The following is an 18311-nucleotide window of genomic DNA, read 5'->3' as shown; positions in this document are numbered from 1 at the left end:
CCGACGACCTTCGGGTTATGAGCCCGACGAGCTACCAGGCTGCTCCATCCCGCGCCTGTGAGATCGAATTCTACGGGTTTCCTTGCTCATGTCAAGCAATATTGTAGAAAACCCTTTTTCGTTCAATCCCTTAGCATCTATGCCTGGCTGCGCCTCAGGCGCGACGGGGCTTGCGAGCCGATTATCGAAGCAGGCTGTTTCAGTGTCAGTGGCATGCGCTACTATCTGTATGAATTTACAGTGGTGGCCGTCATCAATGTCTTTGCGCAAGATCATCCACATCGACTGCGATTGTTTTTACGCCGCCATCGAGATGCGTGACGACCCGCGCCTGGCCGGCCGCCCCATGGCAGTCGGTGGTTCTCCGGACCGGCGCGGGGTAATCGCCACCTGCAATTATGAAGCGCGTGCCTATGGCGTGCGTTCAGCCATGTCGTCCCGGCATGCCCTCAAGCTTTGCCCTGACCTGGAAATCGTCAAGCCGCGCTTCGAGGCTTACCGGGAGGCTTCGCGCGAGATTCACGCCATTTTTCGTGACTACACCGAGTTGATCGAGCCGTTGTCATTGGATGAGGCGTATCTGGATGTCAGTGAAAGCCAGTGGTATGCCGGAAGTGCGACGCGAATCGCCGAGGACATTCGCCGGCGGGTCGCCCGCACCCTGCATATCACGGTATCTGCAGGGGTGGCGCCGAACAAGTTTCTGGCCAAGATCGCCAGCGACTGGCGTAAGCCCAATGGCATCTTCGTGATCACCCCGGAGCAGGTCGAGGCTTTCGTTGCTGCCTTGCCGGTGGCCAAGCTGCATGGTGTGGGCAAGGTGACCGCAGACAAGTTGAACCGCCTGGGGATCGATACCTGCCTTGACTTGCGGGAGTGGTCGCGGCTGGCGTTGGCGCGCGAGTTCGGCAGCTTTGGTGAGCGGCTTTGGGGGTTGGCCCGAGGGATTGACGAGCGTGCGGTTCACAACGATAGCCGCAGGCAGTCGGTCAGCGTTGAAAACACCTATGACAACGACCTGCCGGATTTGGCCAGTTGTCTCGAACGGTTGCCTGAACTGCTCGAAAGCCTTAATGAGCGGATTGCCCGGATGGACAGCAGTTATCGGCCGGACAAGCCGTTCGTCAAGGTCAAGTTCCACGACTTCAGCCAGACCACCATGGAGCAAGCCGGGGCGGGCAGGGACTTGGAAAGCTACCGTCAGTTGTTGCGCCAGGCGTTCGCCCGGGGTAGCAAGCCGGTGCGCTTGCTCGGGGTAGGGGTGAGGCTGCGGGATTTGCGCGGGGCACATGAGCAGTTGGAGCTGTTCCCAGGGAATTGAAAAGGGGCCGTAAAAACGGCCCCTTCTTTATAGTTACTGCACGCCGGGATCAGCGACCAATCGGCCAGTGGCCTTGGTCAGTGCTGCGAGGAATTCCTGTTGCAGCTCCGGATCGTTGCGTGTCAGCTCGATCAGGCTCTGCTCCATCTCGCTGGCTTCTTCTTCAAGACCCAGCTCGGACAAGCGCTTGACCCGGTGTACCCACTGGCCGACATCGTCATCCTCGAGGTCATCGAAGATCAGCTCATGGGCCTCGCGCAGCTTGTTGCGCAAGGTGGCGCTGACCAGCAGGCTGGCATCGCCACGGATCGCGTTGTCCTCATCGACCACCTGCAGGTGCAAGGTGCCGACGTGGTTCAGGTGCTGCTCCGAGAACGGGCTGTCCAGCAGGTTCAGGCGCAACACGCCGTTCCTGTCGGTAGTCAGTTCGTGGGTCATCTTGCCTGCTTTGACTTCGACCAGGCGTTCGCTCCAGGGCACGCTGGTGAACTCTTCGCGCTTGTCCTTCTGCACTTCGCTGATGCCCGCCAGGTTCTGCTGGGCACGGCCATTGGACGGCGTATTCATGAATGGATTGAGGCCATCCACGCCATAGCTGAGCCAGTCGTGGGTCATGCTCTGCGGCAGGTTGCCGAGGGCGAACACGTTGACCACGTTGGCACCGATACCGGCCACCACGGCTACCGCGCCGAGCGGGATCTCGTAGATCTCCCGCCACGGTTGGTACGGGGTATAGCGGTCGTAGCGGCGGGTGACCTCGTATTCGGTGACCTCGAAACGCTTCTGCTCATGAATGCGCACACGCCGTTGCGGAAGCTCCATCACCTTCGGCTCGCCGACATCGATCTGCAGGGTGTGTTCGAGCAGTTTTCGCTCGACGCGCTCCTCATGATCGCTGCGCTGGGACATCTGGTTGGCGCAACCGCTGGCGAGCAGGGCGCCGCACAGTGCGGCGCCCCCCAGGGTATAGGTACTTCGCTTGGACATGATTACTCGTGCATTGATTATCAGCGGCGAACGCGGGCCTGCAGGAAGGTCAGCACTTCATTGAGCGGCAGCTGTTGGGCTTCCGACTCGGTGCGGTGCTTGTACTCCAGGTTGCCGTCGGCCAGGCCGCGGTCGCTGACGACGATGCGGTGTGGAATGCCGATCAGCTCCATGTCGGCGAACTTGATGCCGGGGCTGGTCTTCTTGTCTCGGTCGTCCAGCAGCACCTCGTAGCCGGCTGCGGTCAGTTCGGCGTACAGCTTGTCGGTTGCCTCGCGCACCACCTCGGTTTCGTAACGCAGTGGTACCAGAGCGATCTGGAATGGTGCCAGGGCGTCGTTCCAGATGATGCCCTTGTCGTCGTAGCTCTGCTCGATGGCGGCGGCGACCACGCGGGACACACCAATGCCGTAGCAGCCCATGGACAGGGTTACCGGCTTGCCGTTCTCACCCAGGACCTGGCACTTGAGTGCCTCGCTATATTTGGTGCCGAGCTGGAAGATATGGCCGACTTCGATGCCGCGCTTGATCACCAGGGTACCCTGGCCATCCGGGCTTGGGTCGCCTTCGACGACATTGCGCAGGTCGGCAACCTGTGGAACGGGCAGGTCACGTTCCCAGTTCACGCCGAAGTAGTGCTTGTCGTCGATGTTGGCGCCGATGCCGAAGTCGCTCATCAGGGCGACCGAGCGGTCGATCACGATTTCCAGTGGCAGGTTCAGCGGGCCGAGCGAACCGGCACCGGCACCAATGGCCTCGCGCAGTTCGGCGTCGGTGGCCATGACCAGCGGGTCGGCAACCTGTTCCAGCTTGGCGGCCTTGATTTCGTTGAGCTCGTGGTCGCCACGGACGATCAGGGCGACCAGCTTGCCTTCTTCGGCGCCGCGCACGATCAGGGTCTTGACGGTCTTTTCGATCGCCAGGCCGTGGTTTTCCACCAGCTGGGCGATGGTCTTGGCTTCCGGGGTGTCGACCAGGCGCAGTTCCTCGGTAGGAGCAGGGCGCACGGTTTCACGCGGGATGGCTTCGGCCTTCTCGATGTTGGCGGCGTAGTCGGAGCTGTCGCTGAAGATCACGTCGTCTTCGCCCGACTCGGCCAGGACGTGGAATTCGTGGGAGTAGCTGCCACCGATGGAGCCGGTGTCGGCCTGCACTGGGCGGAAGTCCAGGCCCAGGCGGGTGAAGACGTTGGTGTACGCCTGGTGCATGCGGTCGTAGGTTTCCTGCAGGGAAGCCTGGTCGGCATGGAAGGAGTAGGCGTCCTTCATGATGAATTCGCGGCCGCGCATCAGGCCGAAGCGTGGGCGAATCTCGTCACGGAATTTGGTCTGGATCTGGTACATGTTGAGCGGCAGCTGTTTATAGCTGGACAGCTCGTTGCGGGCCAGGTCGGTGATCACTTCTTCGTGAGTTGGGCCGACGCAGAAATCGCGCTGGTGGCGGTCTTTCAGGCGCAGCAGCTCAGGGCCGTATTGTTCCCAGCGGCCGGATTCCTGCCACAGCTCGGCAGGCTGGATGCTTGGCATCAGCACTTCCAGGGCGCCGGCGGCGTTCATTTCCTCGCGCACAACGTTTTCGACCTTGCGCATCACCCGCAGGCCCATCGGCAGCCAGGTGTACAGGCCGGAGGCCAGTTTGCGGATCATGCCGGCACGCAGCATGAGCTGATGGCTGATGACCACTGCGTCGGCAGGGGTTTCTTTCTGGGTGGCGAGCAAATATTGACTGGTGCGCATGGTTAGCCGTGTCGATTGCCTAAGACGTTGAAATAGCCCCGCATTGTACGGGGGCGAAACGAAGGCGTACAGAATGCCCCAGGGCGTGGCAGTTGTCAGCCAAGAAAAAGCCCGGCAAGTGTGCCGGGCTTTTTCAGGTGCGGGGCGCTGCAAGCCAGGCTTACAGGATGCTCAGCGGGTACTCGACGATCAGGCGCAGTTCGTCGATCGAGCTCGAACCGTAGTAGACGCCATCGCTGGAGCGGTAGGTGGCCTGACGAACGCGGAAGCTCAGGTCTTTGGCCGGGCCTTCCTGCAGTACGTACTTCACGTCCACGTCGCGTTCCCATTCCTTGCCATTGCTGGTGGAACCGGTGTTGGCATCGCTACCACGCACGTAACGGGTCATGAAGGTCAGGCCTGGTACGCCGAACTCGGCGAAGTTCAGGTCGTAGCGAGCCTGCCAGGATTTCTCGTCTTCAGCGTTGAAGTCGGAACGGGCCACGGAGTTGGCCAGGAAGATGGTACCGCCACCGTCCACGCCGTAGCCGTAGTCGCCGTCACCGTGGACTTTCTGGTAGGCCAGGGTGAAGGTGTGTGCGCCGATGTTGTAGGCGCCCGACAGGCTGTAGGCCTGGTTGTCGAGCTTGGTCACGCCATCTTTCTCGGCGCGCTGCAGGCCTTGGCCATCGCTCTTGGTGTCATAGATGTTGAAGTCGAACACCAGGCCCTGTTTGTCCGAGAGCGGCAGCGCCCAGTTCAGGTTGGCGTAGTACTTGCGCCAGTAGTCTTCGACCTTGGAGTAGTACAGGCTGGTGGACAGGTTGTCGGTGAAGGCGTAGGTGCCACCGACAACGTCGGCCTGCTTCAGGTGCAGGCTGTCGTGGAAGGTCTCGGACTGAGCGTTCAGCGCGGTGAAGTGACCGGCGTTCAGGGTCAGGCCCTTGATTTCGTTGCTGGTGATCAGCGTGCCTTGGGCCACTTCTGGCAGCAGGCGGCTGTCATCGGTTGCGAGTACTGGCAGGGCAGTGAACTGGTCGCCGAACTTCAGCACGGTATCGGAGATGCGCAGTTTGACCGCGCCGCCGGCTTCGGAGAACTCGTCCTGCGCGCGGCCGTCGGAGTCAGTCGGGAACTGGCCGGTGCTGTGGCGACCTTTGCCGCTGTCCAGCTTAACGCCGAGCATGCCGATGGCATCGACGCCCACGCCGATCACGCCCTGGGTAAAGCCCGACTCGTAAGTGCCGAGGAAGCCGAGGCCGGTTTCTTCAACGCGGCTCTGGGTGCCTGGCTCGTTGTTACGGAAGTCGCGGCTGAAGTACAGCATGCGAGTCTTGACGTTCAGCTTGCTGTCTTCGAGGAAACCCTTGGAATCGTCCTGGGACGAGGCCACTGCCATCTGCGAGGTCCCTGCCGCAACGGCCAGGGCGATCATGCTCCACTTCATCACGCGCATCGTGATTTGCTCCTTTGGTTTTTAGGAAGAGTACCGCTGCGTCCAAGTCTTTTAGTTATATGGAGCAGCTCTTTCTTGTTATGTCGGCGGAAATGTATAGCACGCTGACTGTTGTTGGCGATATGGCAAAAATCATCCTTTCGGGAACTTTATTGTCATGTCGCTTTTAGGTATTTCCATGTCGCAAATCACGTCCCGATTAACCGGGTCGTACAACGCCAGCGCTGTTCCATTGCCGTAACGGTTTTGTAACTACAGATTCCGGCTGGGGAAACTCCCTGGTGTACCCAATCTCGCTGTTGTTATTTGTCGCGTCACCCGGTCAATGCAGGTGTCGTGCCGACTTGGCGTGAAAGGAATGCAACAAGCGTGCTCAAAATTAACAACGCTTCATGAAATTTTCACAAAGCCTGCTGCCAAAGGTCGGAAAGTGCCGAAAACACGGGGTGAGAGTTGTCTGATGGTGTGCCAACTTCAATGGGCAGGCTAAAAGAAAAAGCTGCCATAAAAGTCAATGTGTTACCGACAACTGTTGATCCTGAGTCATTGATGTGGGTAAAAGTGTAGTGCCGCACACTTTTGTGGCCTCATTTTGGTGCGAAAAGTAGCGCTGTGTTACCGCCTTTGTGCAACTCGTGGAGATTCATGAGCTTAAGGCGTGCAGCCGCGCGTCTGGCGCATGCTGGCGGGGGCGAAGCAGGGTATCCTTGGCGCATATGGTTATTGTTGGAGATTGATCGTGTTTGATATGGATTCGCGTTTGCAGCAGGACTCCCTGGTGCTGGGTGACTTTCCGCTGTGCCGTTTGCTGCTCAGCAAGGATGCCAATTACCCGTGGTTCATCCTGGTGCCCAGGCGCGCAGGTGTCAGTGAGCTGTTCGACCTGAGCCAGGAAGACCAGGCGCAGTTGTGGAAAGAAACCACCTACCTGGCTGAAGCGCTCAAGCGCGAGTTCGCGGCAGACAAGATGAACGTTGCCACACTGGGTAACGTGGTCAGCCAGATGCACATGCATGTGATCGTTCGCCACCACGGCGATGCAGCCTGGCCAGCGCCGGTCTGGGGCAAAGTGCCGGCCGTCGGGTATGCGCCGGAGCAGATAGGTGCCATTCGTCAGCGTCTGCGTGCGCTGCTGACTCATGACTACCAGGAGGCCTGACATGTCAGCGGAGTCGCGCATCATCGAACTGGAAACCCGTCAGGCATTCCAGGACGACACAATCCAGGCGCTGAATGATGTGGTGGTCGAGCAGGGGCGGGTCATCGAACGCCTGCAACTGCAGGTGGCCGAGCTGATCAAGCGTTATGAAGAGATGGTCGGGCAGTACAGCAGTGAAGGGGAAGAGGCGCCGCCACCTCATTATTGACAAGTCGCCGCCCTGGGCTTGCCCCAGGGCGGCGCAGGGTCAACGGCGGTTCACCGCGACCACGTCTTCGGCCTGCAGGCCTTTGTCGCGGTGCATCACCGAGAACTCCACGCGCTGGCCTTCGACCAGAATGCGGTGGCCCTCGCCGCGGATCGCGCGGAAGTGGACGAAGATGTCGTCGCCCGAATCACGGGAAATGAAACCGAAGCCCTTGGAGGTGTTGAACCACTTCACGGTGCCGGTATCACGCTTGCCGGCTTCCAGTGGCGCACCTTGGCTGGCGCGGGCCTTCTTGCCACTGCGGGCAAAGCCGGCCACCAGGTGCAGGGCGACGGCCAGCGCGGCGCAGACCAGTGCCGCCAGGTTGCCCATTTCCGGGCGCGCCAGCAGGGTCAGGGTCTGCAGGACCACCGCCACCACCAGCAGGGCGCAGGCCAGGTATTGCAGTTGTTGCCGCGCACCGCGGTAATACAGCGGAACAACCGGGGCCAGCAGCAGGTTGAGCAGGCCGAGCAGGGTCAGATAGACCGCGTCGGGTTGCTGCAGGAAGGGTGTTGCGTCGGGTTTGAGGCTGGGCATGAGCGATAGCAGCAAAGCCGCAACGCCCGTCACCAGATGGACGATCTTGAACATGGGTTGGCTCACAGTTGATAAGGCCGATCACAGGAAGAGCTGGCGGCACGGTGCGCATGAGGTGTAAAGCGCGAACACGTGGAGGCCAGCCTATGCACCCGGCAATGACAGTCCGCACGGGTGGCACCGTGCCTATTTAACAGCAAAGGCGGGGGCTTCTCAAACCGCAGGCGGCAGGTGCCGATGGCTTGCCCTGTGTCACGGGCACGTTGCGCCAAGTATTGATACAGTGTGTCGGGCCCGCTTGATCATCAAGCCTTATGGAAAGGGGAACTTCATGGCAATCGATATCGGTATCAGTGAAGAAGATCGCAAGTCCATCGTCGAAGGGCTTTCCCGCCTGTTGTCGGATACCTACGTGCTGTATCTGAAAACCCATAACTTCCACTGGAACGTCACAGGTCCGTCGTTTCGCACCCTGCACCTGATGTTCGAGGAGCAGTACAACGAACTGGCACTGGCGGTCGACTCGATCGCCGAGCGGATCCGCGCGCTGGGCTTCCCGGCACCAGGCTCGTATGCCTTTTATGCGCGACACTCCTCGATCAAGGAGGAAGAGGGTGTACCTCATGCCGATGAAATGATCCGCCAGCTGGTGCAGGGGCAAGAGGCCGTGGTGCGTACTGCCCGCAGCATCTTCCCGGTGGTGGACAAAGTCAGCGATGAGCCGACCGCTGATCTGCTGACCCAACGCATGCAGGTGCATGAAAAGACAGCCTGGATGCTGCGAGTACTGCTCGACGGTAACTGATCGGCTAGTCGTGTAAGACTTGTCCGAGGGCCCGGCTGAATCCATTCCAGCCGGGCCTTTTCGTCTGTGCAGGAAGGCTTTGCCGCTGCTTTGGGCGCCTCGCTCAGCGCTTCATTGAGCCCCAGTTGAATGAACTGAGGAAGTGGCGCGATGCAAGCAATCAAGCGTGCGGTGAGGGTGGGGCACTGGCCTGGCAAGCAGTGCATCGACCCGTTCAAGGCCGATTTCGATATGTTGCAGACTCAGCCTGTATCGCGATCGGTGCGGTTGAACGGTTTTTCCACCTGCCTGCGCCTGGAGGCGGTGTATTGGAGTATCCTCGAGCAGATTGCCGTAGCGAACCAGTGCTCGGTCAGCGCCGTGCTGTCCTATGTCGATCGCGAGGTGCACTTGCGCCAGGGCGGGGTGCGCAACTTCAGCGGGCTGATCCGGGTTATCTGTGTTGCCTGGTTGCGCGATCCGCCAAGTGCACGCTGATCGCCCGGCGGGCTGCGCAGTGTCGGTTAACCATATATAATCCCGCTTTTTGCTGCCCCGGCAGCCAGCGTTGTGGTTGACGAGAGACGTTCATGCCCCTTTATGACTATCAATGTGCTTCCTGCGATCACCGGATGGAGGCGCTGCAGAAGATCAGCGCCGCGCCGCTGACCGACTGCCCGGCCTGTCAGGCGCCGGCATTGAAGAAACTGCTGTCGGTCCCCGGTTTTCGCCTGAGCGGCAATGGCTGGTACGAAACCGACTTCAAGACCGGGGCGAAAAAGAACCTGGCAGGCGGCGACAAGGCCGACTGAGTTGAATTGCAGTAGCCGGGTCTTGCAGTATTAGCCCTCCGGGCGGCCAAGGCCTCCAACGAATACACGAATCACGAGAAGCGAAACCACCATCATGATGCGCAGCCATTATTGCGGCCAACTGAACGAGAGCCTGGACGGCCAGGAAGTCACCCTTTGCGGCTGGGTCCATCGTCGCCGCGACCACGGCGGGGTGATCTTCCTCGACATCCGTGACCGCGAAGGCATGGCCCAGGTCGTGTTCGACCCGGATCGCGCCGAAACCTTCGCCGCCGCTGACCGCGTGCGCAGCGAATACGTCGTGCAGATCACCGGCAAGGTGCGCAAGCGCCCGGACGGCGCAGTGAACGCCAACATGGCGTCCGGTGCCATCGAGATCCTCGGCTACCAGCTGAACGTGCTGAACGAAGCGGAAACCCCACCGTTCCCGCTGAACGAATACTCCGACGTCGGCGAGGAAACCCGCCTGCGCTACCGCTTCATCGACCTGCGTCGCCCGGAAATGGCCGACAAGCTGCGCCTGCGTTCGCGCATTACCAGCAGCATCCGTCGATTCCTCGATGAAAACGGCTTCCTCGACGTCGAAACCCCGATCCTCACCCGTGCCACTCCAGAAGGCGCGCGTGACTACCTGGTGCCGAGCCGTACCCACGCCGGCAGCTTCTTCGCCTTGCCGCAGTCGCCTCAGCTGTTCAAGCAGCTGCTGATGGTTGCCGGTTTCGACCGCTACTACCAGATCGCCAAGTGCTTCCGCGACGAAGACCTGCGTGCTGACCGCCAGCCGGAATTCACCCAGATCGACATCGAGACCAGCTTCCTCGACGAAGCCGAGATCATGGGCCTCACCGAGAGCATGATCCGCAAGCTGTTCAAGGAAGTGCTGGACCTGGAATTCGGCGAATTCCCGCACATGACCTTCGAAGAGGCCATGCGCCGCTACGGTTCCGACAAGCCTGACCTGCGAATCCCGCTGGAACTGGTCGACGTTGCCGACCAGCTGAAGGATGTCGACTTCAAGGTCTTCGCCGGCCCGGCCAACGATCCGAAGTGCCGCGTCACCGCCCTGCGCCTGCCAGGCGGCGCCAGCATGCCGCGCAGCAAGATCGACGAGTACACCAAGTTCGTCGGCATCTACGGTGCCAAGGGCCTGGCCTACATCAAGGTCAACGAGCGCGCCAAAGGCGTCGAAGGCCTGCAGTCGCCGATCGTCAAGAACATCCCTGAGGTCAACCTCAACAACATCCTCGACCGCGTTGGTGCTGTCGACGGTGACATCGTGTTCTTCGGTGCCGACAAGTTCAAGGTCGTCAGCGAGGCCCTGGGCGCGCTGCGTATCCGTCTGGGTCACGACTTCGAGCTGCTGACCTGCGAGTGGGCGCCGATGTGGGTCGTCGACTTCCCGATGTTCGAAGAGAACGAAGACGGCAGCTTCACCGCGCTGCACCACCCGTTCACCGCGCCGAAGTGCACCCCGGAAGAGCTCGAGGCCAACCCGGCCACCGCGCTGTCCCGTGCCTACGACATGGTCCTGAACGGTACCGAGCTGGGTGGCGGTTCGATCCGTATCCACCGCAAAGAGATGCAGCAAGCGGTATTCCGCCTGCTGGGCATCGAGGCAGAAGAACAGGAAGAGAAGTTCGGGTTCCTGCTCGACGCCCTGAAGTTCGGTGCACCGCCGCACGGTGGCCTGGCCTTCGGCCTGGACCGCCTGGTCATGCTGATGACCGGCGCCCAGTCGATCCGTGAAGTGATCGCCTTCCCGAAAACCCAGAGCGCCGCGTGCGTCATGACCCAGGCCCCTGGCATGGTCGACGCCAAGGCCCTGCGCGAGCTGCACATCCGTCTGCGCGAGCAGACCAAGGTCGAGTAATCGGCCCCGGGCGCATCCCGGCGGGTGCGCCCCGGCGCTTCGGCGCAGTATTCCCACGTTCCGCCCTTCGGGGCGGAACCTGTTTCTGTTTCAAGGATTCGGAGTCGTTATGGCTGGTCATTCCAAGTGGGCGAACATCAAGCACCGCAAAGAGCGCCAGGATGCCAAGAGAGGCAAGATCTTCACCAAGTGGATCCGTGAGCTGACCGTCGCGGCCAAGCAGGGTGGTGCCGACCCAGGCTCCAACCCGCGCCTGCGCCTGGCGTTGGACAAGGCCCTGGGCGCCAACATGAGCCGTGACATCATCGATCGCGCCGTGGCCCGTGGTGCTGGCACCAACGAAAGCGACAACGTCGAAGAGCTCAGCTACGAAGGCTACGGCCCGGGTGGCGTGGCGATCATGGTCGAGGCCATGACCGACAACCGCAACCGGACTGCCGCCGCCGTGCGCCATGCCTTCACCAAGTGTGGCGGCAACCTTGGCACCGACGGCTCGGTGGCCTATCTGTTCGAGCGCAAGGGGCAGATCAGCTTCGCCCCGGGCGTCGATGAAGATGCCCTGATGGAAGCCGCGATGGAGGCCGATGCCGACGACGTGGTGGCCAACGACGATGGTTCGTTCGAGGTGTTCACCTCGTTCAACAGCTTCTACGCCGTGCGTAACGCGCTGGAAGAGGCAGGCTTCAAGGCTGCCGACGCGGAAATCGTCATGCAGCCGACCACCAGCGCCGAACTGGACCAGGAAGGCGCCGAGAAGGTACTCAAGCTGATCGACATGCTCGAAGACCTGGACGACGTGCAGAACGTCTACTCCAATGCGCAGATCTCCGACGAGATCATGGAAAAACTCGGCTAAGGTTCTTGTTCAAAATGTACCGGCCTATTCGCGGGCAAGCCCGCTCCCACAGGTATTGCATCAGGCTTGGGTTTGGTGCGGTCCCTGTGGGAGCGGGCTTGCCCGCGAATAGGCCGGTACATTTTGAACATGCAGGCGCTATGACTCTGATTCTTGGTATCGACCCCGGCTCGCGCATCACCGGTTATGGTGTGGTCCGCCAGACCGCCCGTGGTTGCGAGTATGTGGCGTCGGGCTGCATCCGTACCGGCAGCGGCGAGCTGCCTGAGCGGTTGCAGATTGTTTTTCGCGGCGTCAGCGAGATCATCGCCCAGCATGGCCCGGTGACCATGGGCATCGAGCGGGTGTTCATGGCACGCAACGCCGATTCTGCGCTCAAGCTGGGCCAGGCTCGCGGCGCCGCCATCGTTGCTGCCGCTGAAGCCGGCCTGGAAATCGCCGAATACAGTGCCAGCCAGGTCAAGCAGGCCGTCGCCGGCAGCGGTGGGGCAAATAAGGAACAGGTGATGTTGATGGTCATGCACCTGCTCAAGTTGACCCAGAAGCCACAGATCGATGCCTCGGACGCCCTGGCCATCGCCCTGTGCCATGCCCATACCCGTTCCAGCCTGGTGCCCCACGGCCTGGCCACGGCGCGGCGGCGTGGCGGGCGCTTGCGTCTTTGAGCGCTTCATGCGCTGATACACATTTTGTTCGGGTGAAACGTTCGCCCGGTGCATTTGCTGATAGGGTTGAGCGGTCTTCGACCGGCTCCCCGAGAGAAAGGATCGGAACGTGATTGGACGTTTGCGCGGCACCCTGGCGGAGAAACAGCCGCCGCACCTGATTATCGATGTCAACGGCGTGGGCTACGAGCTGGAAGTGCCGATGACCACCCTGTACCGCCTGCCCAAGGTCGGCGAGCCGGTGACCGTGCATACCCATCTGGTGGTGCGCGAAGACGCCCACCTGCTCTATGGTTTTGCTGAGAAGCGCGAGCGCGAGCTGTTCCGTGAACTGATCCGCCTGAATGGCGTGGGTCCCAAACTGGCACTGGCACTGATGTCCGGCCTGGAAGTGGACGAACTGGTGCGCTGCGTGCAGGCCCAGGACGCCTCGGTGCTGGTGCGCGTGCCTGGTGTCGGCAAGAAAACCGCCGAGCGCCTGCTGGTCGAGTTGAAGGACCGCTTCAAGGCCTGGGAAACCTCTCCAGCCATGTTCACCCTGGTCTCCGATGGCCCGCTGCCGGTGGCCAGCGAGTCTTCTGCCGAGGCTGACGCGGTCAGCGCCCTGGTGTCCCTGGGGTACAAGCCGCAGGAGGCGAGCAAGGCCATTGCCGCGATCAAGGACAAGGCCGGCCTGAGCAGCGAAGAACTCATTCGTCGCAGCCTTAAAGGGATGATTACCAAGTGATCGAAGCCGACCGCCTGATTGCCGCCAGTGGCCGCGACCGAGAAGAAGTCCAGGACCGTGCGATCCGCCCGTTGCGCCTGGACGAGTACATCGGCCAGCCGGTGGTGCGCGAGCAGATGGCGCTGTTCATCCAGGCTGCGCGCGGGCGCGGCGAGTCGCTCGACCACACGCTGATCTTCGGTCCGCCCGGGCTGGGCAAGACCACCCTGGCCAACATCATCGCCCAGGAGATGGGCGTTTCGGTCAAGAGCACTTCGGGGCCGATCCTCGAACGGCCGGGCGATCTGGCGGCGATGCTGACCAACCTCGAGCCGCACGATGTGCTGTTTATCGATGAAATTCACCGTCTGTCACCGGTGGTCGAGGAAGTGCTGTATCCGGCAATGGAGGACTTCCAGCTCGACATCATGATCGGCGAAGGCCCCGCGGCCCGGTCGATCAAGCTCGACCTGCCACCGTTCACCCTGGTCGGCGCCACCACCCGCGCCGGCATGCTCACCAATCCGTTGCGTGATCGCTTCGGTATCGTCCAGCGCCTGGAGTTCTACAGCGACAAGGACCTGGCAACCATCGTCAGCCGCTCGGCCAACATCCTTGGCCTGGCCATCGAGGATCACGGCGCCTACGAGATCGCTCGTCGCGCCCGCGGCACGCCACGGATTGCCAATCGCCTGCTGCGCCGCGTGCGCGACTATGCCGAGGTGCGCGGCAAGGGCCAGATCACCAAGGCCGTGGCCGACATGGCGCTGAACCTGCTGGACGTCGACGAGCGCGGTTTCGATCACTCCGACCGCCGCCTGCTGCTGACCATGATCGAGAAGTTCGACGGTGGCCCGGTGGGCGTGGACAACCTGGCGGCAGCCATCAGCGAGGAGCGCCACACCATCGAGGATGTGCTCGAGCCCTACCTGATCCAGCAGGGCTACATCATGCGCACGCCGCGCGGCCGTGTGGTCACCCGGCATGCCTACCTGCACTTTGGCTTGAATGTGCCTGGCAGCCTGGGAGGCGCAGGTGAATTTTCCGAGCCAGGCGATGAATGACAGATCAAAACCGGCTTTTCGTGGTCCTACCGCTGGCATGCCGATGGCGCGCTGGCAATTCGACATTAATGAAGAAAAAACAGTTGCCGCAGCGGATTGGCAAGCTGAGGAGTAAGCACTAGAGTATGCGCGCGCAAAATGGCCTGGAACCGTTCGCACACCGTTGTCGCGTCTATTACGAGGATACCGATGCCGGTGGCGTGGTGTATTACGTCAATTACCTGAAATTCATGGAGCGCGCGCGCACCGAGCGCCTGCGGCATCTGGGTTTTTCCCAGTCGCAGCTGGCCGAGGACAACCTGCTGTTCGTGGTTCATTCCAGCGAAGCCCGCTATCACGCGCCGGCACGCCTGGACGACGAGCTCAGGGTCACAGCGCAAGTACTTGAACTCAATCGCGCCAGCCTGCGCTTCGTGCAGCAGGTCTGGCGGGAAAAAGATGAAACGCTGCTCTGCGAAGGGCAGTTCCTGGTGGCCGCCGTGCGCGCCGACACTTTCAAACCCCGAGCCATACCCCCCCAGCTGCGCGACGCCTTTGTGGCGGACGGCTCGGGTAATCAATCGAACGCAGGAGAATAAGCGTGGAAGCTAACGTCGTCGACCATACCTCCATGTGGAGTCTGGTCAGCAATGCCAGCGTGGTGGTACAGCTGGTAATGCTGACCCTGGTGGCCGCCTCGGTCACCTCATGGATCATGATCTTCCAGCGCAGCACCATGCTGCGCGCCGGTCGTCGTGCGCTGGATGCCTTCGAGGAGCGCTTCTGGTCGGGCATCGACCTGTCCAAGCTGTATCGTCAGGCAGGCAGCAACCCGGACCCGGATTCCGGTGTGGAGCAGGTGTTCCGTGCCGGCTTCAAGGAGTTCTCGCGCCTGCGCCAGCAGCAGGGCGTTGACCCGGACGCGGTCATGGAAGGCGTGGCGCGTGCCATGCGCGTGGCCATCTCCCGTGAAGAAGAAAAGCTCGAGCAGAGCCTGCCGTTCCTCGCCACCGTCGGTTCGACCAGCCCGTACATCGGCCTGTTCGGTACCGTGTGGGGCATCATGAACTCGTTCCGCGGCCTGGCCAGTGCCCAGCAGGCCACCCTGGCCACCGTGGCCCCGGGTATCGCCGAAGCGCTGGTCGCCACTGCCATCGGCCTGTTCGCGGCCATTCCGGCGGTTATCGCCTACAACCGTTTCGCGGCGCGCAGCGAAGTGCTGATCGGCCGTTACTACACCTTCGCCGACGAGTTCCAGGCGATCCTGCACCGCAAAGTGCACACCAGCGAAGAGTAATCAGGTAGAAGCCCATGGCCCGAGTTCGCCACAAACGCAAGCCCGTCGCCGAGATGAACGTGGTGCCCTACATCGACGTGATGCTGGTGCTGCTGGTCATCTTCATGGTGACGGCGCCCATGCTCAACCAGGGCGTGAAGGTCGACCTGCCCAAGGTTTCCAGCGAAGCCTTGCCGCAGGACAACAACGTCCAGATCCTCACCATCTCCATCAAGGCCGACAAGACCTACTACTGGAACCTCGGTAGCGAAGTCGACACCGACAAGCAGATGGACAAGGCCATGACCTTGCCGGACATGACCAGCGCAGTGACCAAGATCATTGCCGCCGGTCGCGACCAGGGCAAGCAGACCCAGGTCTTCATTCGTGGCGACAAGGCTGTCGACTACGGCGCCGTCATGGGCGCCATGGGCGGGTTGCAGAAGGCCGGTGTCGGTAACGTTGGCCTGATTACCGAGGCGCCCTGATGCAACAGCGAGAGCCATCCGCCTCGGAAAGCTACTTCTGGCCCAGTGTCTGGGCCGTCGGCCTGCATGTGCTGGTGTTCGCCCTGCTGTTCGTCAGCTTTGCCATGACGCCTGAACTGCCGCCTTCCAAGCCGATCGTTCAGGCTACCCTGTATCAGCTCAAGTCCAAGAGCCAGGCGACTACCCAGACCAATCAGAAGATTGCCGGGGAAGCGAAGAAAACCGCCTCGCGCCAGACCGAAGTCGAGCAGCTGGAGCAGAAGAAGGTCGAGCAGGAGGCCATCAAGGCCGCGGAACAAAAGAAAGCCGACGCCGCTCAAAAGGCTGAAGAAGCACGCGAAGCCGCCGAAGCCAAGAAGGCCGAGGAAGCTGCGAAAGCTGCTGAAGCCAAGAAAGCCGCCGAGTCCAAGAAAGCCGAAGAGGCGAAGAAGGCCGCCGAGAAGCAGCAGGCCGACATCGCCAAGAAGAAGGCCGAGGAAGAGGCGAAGAAGCAGGCTGAGGAAGAGGCCAAGAAAAAGGCAGCCGAGGAGGCCAAGAAGCAGGCCGCCGAGGACGCGAAGAAGAAAGCAGCCGAGGACGCCAAGAAGAAAGCGGTGGCCGAGGAAGCGAAGAAGAAGGCAGCTGAAGAGGCCAAGAAAAAGGCCGCTGCAGATGCTCAGAAGAAGAAGGCACAGGAAGCGGCCCGCAAGTCGGCGGAAGACAAGAAAGCCCAGGCCCTGGCCGAGCTGTTGTCCGACACCACCGAGCGGCAGCAGGCCCTGGCTGACGAGCAGGGTGACCAGGTGGCCGGCGACTTCGACGACCTGATCCGCATGCGCGCAGCCGAGGGTTGGGCACGTCCGCCTTCCGCGCGTAAGGGCATGACGGTGACCCTGCAGGTCAACATGTTGCCGGACGGTACCGTCACCGGTGTCAGCGTGATCAAGTCCAGTGGCGACGGTCCGTTCGACAGTTCGGCGGTGGCGGCAGTGAAGAATATCGGTCGTTTGACCGAGATGCAGGGTATGAAGCCGAGCGATTTCAATCGTTATCGTTCGTTCAAGATGACATTTACTCCTGAGGATCTAGCGTTGTGATTAAACTCCTTCGAGGAATGCTGGTCATGCTCTGCTGCGTGGCTGGCATGGCCATGGCAGAGGAAAAGAACATCCTGGTCACCAGCGGCAGCGATCGGGCCACGCCCATCGCGGTAGTGCCGTTCGGTCTGCAGGGTGGCAGTGTGCTGCCAGAAGACATGGCCGACATCATCGGCAACGACCTGCGCAACTCGGGCTACTACTCGCCGATTCCGCGTCAGAACATGATCAGTCAGCCTACCCAGGCCAGCGAAGTCATCTTCCGTGACTGGAAAGCGCTGGGTGCCCAGTACGTGATGGTTGGCAGCATCGTGCCGTCGGGCGGTCGCCTGCAGGTGCAGTACGCGCTGTTCAACGTCGCCACCGAGCAGCAAGTGCTGACCGGTAGCGTGGCGGGCAGCACCGACCAGCTACGCGACATGGCGCATTACATTGCCGACCAGTCGTTCGAAAAGCTCACCGGCATCAAGGGTGCGTTCTCTACCCGCATGCTGTACGTGACTGCCGAGCGCTTCTCGGTCAACAACACCCGCTACACCCTGCAGCGTTCGGACTACGACGGTGCCCGTGCGGTGACCCTGTTGCAGTCGCGCGAGCCGATCCTGTCGCCACGCTTCGCGCCGGATGGCAAGCGTATCGCCTATGTTTCGTTCGAGCAGAAGCGCCCGCGCATCTTCGTGCAGAACATCGATACCGGCCGCCGCGAGCAGGTGACCAACTTCGAAGGCCTGAACGGCGCGCCAGCCTGGTCGCCTGATGGTTCGCGCCTGGCGTTCGTGCTGTCCAAGGACGGCAACCCGGACATCTACGTGATGAACGTGGCCTCGCGCCAGATCAGCCGCGTTACCGCCGGCCCCGGCATCAACACCGAACCGTTCTGGGGCAAGGATGGCAACACCCTGTACTTCACCTCCGACCGTGGCGGCAAGCCACAGATCTACAAGCAGTCGGTCAGTGGCGGTGGTGCCGAGCGTGTGACATTCGTGGGTAACTACAACGCCAACCCGAAACTGTCGGCGGACGAAAAGACCCTGGTCATGATCCACCGTCAGCAGGGCTTCACCAACTTCAAGGTGGCGGCACAGGACTTGCAACGCGGAAGTGTAAAGATTCTCTCGGAAACGAGTCTTGATGAGTCGCCCACTGTCGCGCCTAACGGCACCATGCTAATCTACGCCACCCGCCAGCAGGGCCGGGGAGTCTTGATGCTCGTGTCGCTTAACGGCCGTGTGAGGCTCCCACTTCCTACCGCTCAAGGCGAAGTCAGAGAACCGTCCTGGTCCCCTTACCTGAACTGATTGCGGCGTAAT

General features: G+C 61.4%; 20 protein-coding genes. 16 read left to right on the top strand and 4 right to left on the bottom strand.

What is annotated here, in order from left to right:
* Positions 1–262 precede the first annotated feature (262 nt).
* A complete protein-coding gene (dinB, locus tag J7573_RS23005) occupies positions 263–1321 on the top strand; it encodes a DNA polymerase IV (protein ID WP_294340619.1) in 1059 nt (352 codons plus the stop codon).
* Positions 1322–1354: 33 nt separating this feature from the next.
* Here dinB and J7573_RS23000 read toward each other — a convergent pair whose 3' ends face one another.
* The 3 genes from J7573_RS23000 to J7573_RS22990 form a co-directional block, all read right to left on the bottom strand.
* Positions 1355–2308, bottom strand: a complete 954-nt coding sequence (locus tag J7573_RS23000) for a hypothetical protein (protein ID WP_294340618.1) — start codon at positions 2306–2308, stop codon at positions 1355–1357.
* A 20-nt stretch (positions 2309–2328) separates the two neighbouring features.
* On the bottom strand, positions 2329–4044 hold the full coding sequence (locus J7573_RS22995) for a proline--tRNA ligase (RefSeq protein WP_294340617.1): 1716 nt from the start codon (positions 4042–4044) through the stop codon (positions 2329–2331).
* A gap of 160 nt (positions 4045–4204) precedes the next feature.
* Positions 4205–5479 (bottom strand): OprD family porin, encoded by a 1275-nt coding sequence (locus J7573_RS22990; RefSeq protein ID WP_294340616.1) that lies wholly within the window; start codon positions 5477–5479, stop codon positions 4205–4207.
* A gap of 739 nt (positions 5480–6218) precedes the next feature.
* Between J7573_RS22990 and J7573_RS22985 the strand changes: the two genes are divergently transcribed.
* Both J7573_RS22985 and J7573_RS22980 read left to right on the top strand, forming a co-directional pair.
* Entirely contained in the window at positions 6219–6638 is a 420-nt protein-coding gene (locus tag J7573_RS22985; protein ID WP_294340615.1) for an HIT domain-containing protein, read from the top strand.
* Between the two features lies 1 nt (position 6639).
* A complete protein-coding gene (locus tag J7573_RS22980; protein WP_294340614.1) occupies positions 6640–6846 on the top strand; it encodes a SlyX family protein in 207 nt (68 codons plus the stop codon).
* 39 nt (positions 6847–6885) lie between these two features.
* Here J7573_RS22980 and J7573_RS22975 read toward each other — a convergent pair whose 3' ends face one another.
* Complete coding sequence (locus J7573_RS22975) at positions 6886–7479, bottom strand: cold shock domain-containing protein (protein ID WP_294340613.1); 594 nt, start codon at positions 7477–7479, stop codon at positions 6886–6888.
* A gap of 277 nt (positions 7480–7756) precedes the next feature.
* Between J7573_RS22975 and J7573_RS22970 the strand changes: the two genes are divergently transcribed.
* The 13 genes from J7573_RS22970 (at position 7757) to tolB (ending at position 18299) form a co-directional block, all read left to right on the top strand.
* A complete protein-coding gene (locus J7573_RS22970; protein WP_110637208.1) occupies positions 7757–8230 on the top strand; it encodes a Dps family protein in 474 nt (157 codons plus the stop codon).
* A 150-nt stretch (positions 8231–8380) separates the two neighbouring features.
* A complete protein-coding gene (locus J7573_RS22965; RefSeq protein ID WP_294340612.1) occupies positions 8381–8707 on the top strand; it encodes a ribbon-helix-helix domain-containing protein in 327 nt (108 codons plus the stop codon).
* A gap of 92 nt (positions 8708–8799) precedes the next feature.
* Positions 8800–9021, top strand: a complete 222-nt coding sequence (locus J7573_RS22960) for a zinc ribbon domain-containing protein (RefSeq protein WP_027919960.1) — start codon at positions 8800–8802, stop codon at positions 9019–9021.
* 94 nt (positions 9022–9115) lie between these two features.
* Positions 9116–10891 carry an aspartate--tRNA ligase gene (gene aspS, locus J7573_RS22955; protein WP_294340611.1) on the top strand — a complete coding sequence of 592 codons (1776 nt, stop codon included), beginning with the start codon at positions 9116–9118 and terminating at the stop codon, positions 10889–10891.
* Between the two features lie 109 nt (positions 10892–11000).
* Positions 11001–11747 carry a YebC/PmpR family DNA-binding transcriptional regulator gene (locus tag J7573_RS22950; protein WP_103445279.1) on the top strand — a complete coding sequence of 249 codons (747 nt, stop codon included), beginning with the start codon at positions 11001–11003 and terminating at the stop codon, positions 11745–11747.
* A 140-nt stretch (positions 11748–11887) separates the two neighbouring features.
* A complete protein-coding gene (gene ruvC, locus J7573_RS22945) occupies positions 11888–12412 on the top strand; it encodes a crossover junction endodeoxyribonuclease RuvC (protein ID WP_060510186.1) in 525 nt (174 codons plus the stop codon).
* 109 nt (positions 12413–12521) lie between these two features.
* Entirely contained in the window at positions 12522–13139 is a 618-nt protein-coding gene (gene ruvA / locus J7573_RS22940) for a Holliday junction branch migration protein RuvA (RefSeq protein ID WP_027919956.1), read from the top strand.
* Entirely contained in the window at positions 13136–14182 is a 1047-nt protein-coding gene (ruvB, locus tag J7573_RS22935) for a Holliday junction branch migration DNA helicase RuvB (RefSeq protein WP_103445278.1), read from the top strand. Before ruvA ends, ruvB begins: the two co-directional genes overlap by 4 nt.
* A gap of 125 nt (positions 14183–14307) precedes the next feature.
* Positions 14308–14760: a tol-pal system-associated acyl-CoA thioesterase gene (ybgC, locus tag J7573_RS22930; RefSeq protein WP_294340610.1), complete on the top strand. Its 453-nt coding sequence runs from the start codon at positions 14308–14310 to the stop codon at positions 14758–14760.
* 2 nt (positions 14761–14762) lie between these two features.
* A complete protein-coding gene (gene tolQ, locus J7573_RS22925; protein ID WP_054883398.1) occupies positions 14763–15458 on the top strand; it encodes a protein TolQ in 696 nt (231 codons plus the stop codon).
* A gap of 14 nt (positions 15459–15472) precedes the next feature.
* On the top strand, positions 15473–15925 hold the full coding sequence (gene tolR, locus J7573_RS22920) for a protein TolR (protein ID WP_008090221.1): 453 nt from the start codon (positions 15473–15475) through the stop codon (positions 15923–15925).
* Complete coding sequence (gene tolA / locus J7573_RS22915; protein WP_294340609.1) at positions 15925–17001, top strand: cell envelope integrity protein TolA; 1077 nt, start codon at positions 15925–15927, stop codon at positions 16999–17001. The genes tolR and tolA overlap by 1 nt, the downstream gene beginning before the upstream one ends.
* A gap of 17 nt (positions 17002–17018) precedes the next feature.
* On the top strand, positions 17019–18299 hold the full coding sequence (tolB, locus tag J7573_RS22910; protein ID WP_177334267.1) for a Tol-Pal system beta propeller repeat protein TolB: 1281 nt from the start codon (positions 17019–17021) through the stop codon (positions 18297–18299).
* The last annotated feature ends 12 nt before the right edge of the window (positions 18300–18311 follow it).

Origin of the sequence: Pseudomonas sp. (genome assembly GCF_017744435.1) — a bacterium.
Lineage (GTDB): Bacteria > Pseudomonadota > Gammaproteobacteria > Pseudomonadales > Pseudomonadaceae > Aquipseudomonas.
The sequence above is the reverse complement of the archived record's forward strand: the minus strand, read 5'-3'. Positions and strand labels throughout refer to the sequence as shown.